This is a genomic window from Stenotrophomonas sp. AGC87, assembly GCF_057333975.1.
Genome location: NZ_JBHFHW010000032.1, coordinates 24,096 through 28,587 on the forward strand (window position 1 = coordinate 24,096; position 4,492 = coordinate 28,587).

Here is a 4,492-nt window from a genome sequence, read left to right on the forward strand (position 1 = left end):
CCCCCCCCCCCCCCCCCCCCCCCCCCCCACCACGCGATCAGCCTTCGGCGGCGACCAGTTCGGCCAGCTGCACGGCATTGAGGGCAGCGCCCTTGCGGATGTTGTCCGAGACGATCCACAGGTTCAGGCCACGCGGGTGGGACAGATCCTCACGGATGCGGCCGACGTACACCGCATCGGTACCCGAGGCATGGGTGACCGGGGTCGGATAGCCACCCGCTTCATGCTTGTCGACCACTTCCACGCCCGGCGAACGTGACAACAGCTCACGCGCGGCATCCGGGGTGACCTTGTCGCGGGTTTCGATGGTGACCGCTTCGGAGTGACCATAGAACACGGGCACGCGCACGGCGGTCGGGTTCACCAGGATGCTGTCATCGCCGAGGATCTTGCGGGTTTCCCAGACCAGCTTCATTTCTTCCTTGGTGAAGCCGTTCTCCTGGAAATCATCGATGTGCGGGATCAGGTTGAACGCGATCTGCACCGGGAAGCGCTGCGGATCGATTTCCTGGAAGCTGAGCAGCTGGCCGGTCTGCTTGCCGAGTTCTTCCAGCGCCGAGCGACCGCCGCCGGACACCGACTGGTAGGTGGCCACGTTGATGCGCTCGATGCCGTACTGGCGGTGCAGCGGCGCGAGTGCGACCAGCATCTGCATGGTCGAGCAGTTCGGGTTGGCGATGATCCCGCGCGGGCGGTTCTTCAGCGCCTCCGGGTTCACTTCGGAGACGACCAGCGGGACGTCATCGTCGTAACGGAAGGCCGAGGAGTTGTCGATCACCACGGCACCGGCGGCTGCGAACCTGGGGCCGAACTCCTTGGAGACGCTGCCACCGGCGGAGAACAGCGCGATGTCCACGCCGTTCGGATCGAAGGTGCTCAGGTCCTGGACCTTGATCTTCTCGCCCTGGTACTCGATCTCGCCACCGGCCGAACGCGAGGACGCGAGCAGGCTCAGCGTGGCGATCGGGAAGTTGCGCTCGGCCAGGATGGCCAGCATGGTTTCGCCGACAGCACCGGTGGCACCGACGACGGCGACGTGGAAACGACGATCTGGATTGCTCATGAAAACCTCTGTTGGGTGTACCGACCCGTGGCCGATACGTAACGTGCGTTGGGGATGTGTACCGACCAACGATCGGTACCTGCCGTGCCTTGGAGATATGTGCCGACCATCGGTCGGTACCTACCGGTTCGGGAACCTCGCCTGTTGGCCAGCGCGGTTCCCTATCGTTTTGCGTCGTCGATTTTTTTGCCGCCCACGGTCGCGCCGCCGGTTTTCACGGCAGCGACAGCGTCGGCGTTGATCGCGCTCGGCGGCTGGCCGGCATCCGGGCCCTGCCCCAGTGCGGCGGTCAGGTTGTCCACGGCCAGCTGCACCATCGCCCGCCGGGTGGCCTGGCTGGCGCTGCCGATATGCGGAGTCAGCACGATGTTGTGCAGGGCGAGCAGTTCCGGGCGCACCGTCGGCTCGCCTTCGAACACATCCAGCCCGGCCGCGGCCAGGCGCCCGTTGGCCAGGGCATCGGCGAGCGCCAGCTCATCCACGATACCGCCGCGGGCGATGTTGATCAGCGTAGCGGTCGGCTTCATCTTCGCCAGTGCATCGGCATCGATGATGTGGTGCGAGGCGGCGTTGTAAGGCAGCACGAGCACGAGGTGATCGGCCTGCGCCAGCAGCGCATCCAGATCCACATACTGCGCGCCGACCTCGGCCTCGGTGGCCTCGGGCAGCCGCGAACGGTTGTGGTACAGCACGCGCATGCCGAAGCCATGTGCGCCGCGGCGGGCGATGCCTTGGCCGATGCGGCCCATGCCGAGAATGCCCAGCGTGCTGCCGTGGATGTCCGCACCGAGCATGGTCTGGAACGACCACTGGCCCCACTGCCCGTCACGCAGCCAGCGCTCGGATTCGGTGATGCGGCGGGCGGTGGCCATCAGCAGCGCGAAGCCGAGGTCGGCCGTGGTTTCGGTCAACACATCCGGGGTATTGCTGGCCAGGATGCCGGCGGCGCTGAGCGCGTCGATATCCAGGTTGTTGTAGCCCACACCGACGTTGGCGATCGCGCGCAGCTGAGGCGCATGGGCGATCTCGGCCGCACCGATGCGTTCGTTGAGGGTGATCAGCGCGCCGTCGACGTGGGCCAGCTGTTCGGCCAGTTTCTGCGGCGTATAGCGGGTGACGTCGCCGGTCATGGTCAGGTCGAAATGCTGCCCGAGCTGTTCGACGACATCGTCGAACAGGGGCTGGCTGACCCAGACCTTGGGGCGCCGATCAGCCATCGATCGTGCCCGGGATGCGCGGGGTGATCTCGCCGACATCACCGCACTGGGCGCGGTGGCGCAGCGCCTGGTCCATCAGCACCAGGGCCATCATCGCCTCGGCGATCGGGGTGGCACGGATGCCCACGCACGGATCGTGACGGCCGGTGGTGATCACCTCGACCGAGGCACCGCTGGCATCCACCGTGGCACCGGGCAGGCGCAGGCTGGAGGTCGGCTTGAGCACGATCGAGGCGGTGACCTGCTGGCCGGTGGAGATGCCACCGAGGATGCCGCCGGCATGGTTGCTGGCAAAGCCCTGCGGGGTGAGCAGGTCACGGTGTTCGGTGCCCTTCTGCGCGGCGCTGGCAAAGCCGTCGCCGATCTCCACGCCCTTGACCGCATTGATGCTCATCAGCGCGGCCGCCAGATCGCCATCGAGCTTGCCGTAGATCGGCTCGCCCCAGCCCGGCGGTACGCCGTCAGCCACCACGTTGACCCGCGCACCGACCGAATCGCCGGACTTGCGCAGCGCATCCATGTAGCTCTCCAGCGCGGGCACCTGATCGGCGACCGGCCAGAAGAACGGATTGTCTTCCACCGCCGACCAGTCGAACCCGGTCGGGGTGATCTCGCCCAGCTGCGAGAGATAGCCGCGTACGGTGACGCCATGACGCTGCAGCAGCCACTTCTTGGCGATGACACCGGCAGCGACGCGCATGGTGGTTTCGCGCGCGGAGGAACGACCACCGCCGCGCGGATCGCGGATGCCGTACTTCTGCCAGTAGCTGTAGTCGGCATGGCCCGGGCGGAACTGCTGGGCGATGTTGCTGTAATCCTTGCTGCGCTGATCCGTGTTGCGGATCAGCAGGCCGATCGGGGTGCCGGTGGTACGGCCTTCGTACACCCCGGACAGGATCTCGATCTCATCGGCTTCACGCCGCGCGGAGGTGTGCCGGCTCTTGCCGGTGGCCCGCCGCTGCAGGTCGTGCGCGAATTCGTCGGCGCTGATCTCCAGCCCCGGCGGACAGCCGTCCACCACGCAGCCGATCGCCGGACCGTGCGATTCGCCGAAGGTGGTGACGGTCAGCAGTTTGCCGAAGCTGTTGGAACTCACGGCCGCTGCGCTGCCAGTTCGGTGATGCGGGCGCTGTGCGCGATCAGTTCGCGGCACTCCACGGCGAAGATGCCCATCTGGCCGACCTTGAACTCGACCCAGCGGAAATCCACTTCCGGCAGCAGCTTGTACAGGTGCTGCTCGGACTCGCCCACTTCACAGATCAGCAGGCCATCCTCGCTCAGGTGCAGCGGGGCGTCGCGCAGGATCTTCAGCACCAGGTCCAGGCCGTCGTCGCCAGCACGCAGGCCCATTTCCGGCTCGTAGGCGTATTCCTGCGGCAGGGCATCGGTCTCATCGTTGGTGACGTACGGGGGATTGGTGACGATCAGGTCGTAATGACGGCCGGTCAGGCCGTTGAACAGGTCGGACTTGAGCAGGGTGACGTTCTGCGTCTGCAGCCGTTCCTTGTTCTCTTCGGCCAGCGACAATGCCTCGTCGCTGAGGTCGACGCCGTCTACTTCCCAGTTCGGGTAGTAGTGGCCCATGGCGATGGCGATGCAGCCCGAGCCGGTGCACAGGTCGAGGGCGCGATGGACATCGCGGCCGGCCAGCCACGGCTCGAAGCCGCACTCGATCAGTTCGGCGATCGGGGAGCGCGGCACCAGGGCGCGGGTGTCGCTCTTGAAGCTCAGGCCGGCGAACCAGGCCTCACCGGTGAGGTAGGCAGCCGGGATGCGCTCGTCGATGCGGCGCTGGAACAGCTCCAGCACGCGGACCTTTTCGTCCTGCAGCAGGCGCGCCTGGCCGTAGGCGGGGCCGAGGTCATGCGGGAGGTGCAGGCTGTGCAGGACGAGCTGGGTGGCTTCGTCCAGGGCGTTGTCGTAGCTGTGCCCGAAGGTCAGCCCTGCGGCGTTGAAACGGCTGGTGCCGTAGCGGATCAGGTCGATGATCGTGTGGAGTTCGGCGGCCGTTTCGGCGGTCATGGCGGGGCAACAGGCAATGTGGCCCCCGATTATAGGCGCTGGGGCGGGTCGGGGCATCCGTTGCAGTCGAAACGAGCCAGGGCCAGGCCAGGACCAGGACCAGGATCAAGACAGAAGCCAATGCGGCGGTTGTCAGCTCGTGGGTTGGCGCGGGGGGGGGGGGGGGGGGGGGGGGGGGGGGGGGGGGGGG

The 4,492-nt window shown here is 66.9% G+C and carries 4 protein-coding genes; all 4 read right to left on the reverse strand.

Annotated features, from left to right (window positions below; genetic code table 11):
• Nucleotides 1-37: 37 nt before the first annotated feature.
• Complete coding sequence (locus ACE026_RS12850) at nucleotides 38-1,063, reverse strand: aspartate-semialdehyde dehydrogenase (protein WP_486039295.1); 1,026 nt, start codon at nucleotides 1,061-1,063, stop codon at nucleotides 38-40.
• A gap of 161 nt (nucleotides 1,064-1,224) precedes the next feature.
• Nucleotides 1,225-2,280 carry a 2-hydroxyacid dehydrogenase gene (locus ACE026_RS12855; RefSeq protein WP_486039296.1) on the reverse strand — a complete coding sequence of 352 codons (1,056 nt, stop codon included), beginning with the start codon at nucleotides 2,278-2,280 and terminating at the stop codon, nucleotides 1,225-1,227.
• The gene (gene aroC / locus ACE026_RS12860; protein ID WP_259261425.1) at nucleotides 2,273-3,376 is read right to left on the reverse strand and encodes a chorismate synthase; all 1,104 of its coding nucleotides are present in this window, start codon (nucleotides 3,374-3,376) and stop codon (nucleotides 2,273-2,275) included. Before aroC ends, ACE026_RS12855 begins: the two co-directional genes overlap by 8 nt.
• Nucleotides 3,373-4,302, reverse strand: a complete 930-nt coding sequence (gene prmB, locus ACE026_RS12865) for a 50S ribosomal protein L3 N(5)-glutamine methyltransferase (protein WP_486039297.1) — start codon at nucleotides 4,300-4,302, stop codon at nucleotides 3,373-3,375. The genes aroC and prmB overlap by 4 nt, the downstream gene beginning before the upstream one ends.
• Between the last annotated feature and the right edge of the window lie 190 nt (nucleotides 4,303-4,492).

Coding starts and splice junctions, on each gene's coding strand:
- ACE026_RS12855 (WP_486039296.1), bottom strand. CDS start 2,280: ATGGCTGATCGGCGCCCCAAGGTCTGGGTCAGCCAGCCCCTGTTCGAC.
- ACE026_RS12850 (WP_486039295.1), bottom strand. CDS start 1,063: ATGAGCAATCCAGATCGTCGTTTCCACGTCGCCGTCGTCGGTGCCACC.
- prmB (WP_486039297.1), bottom strand. CDS start 4,302: ATGACCGCCGAAACGGCCGCCGAACTCCACACGATCATCGACCTGATC.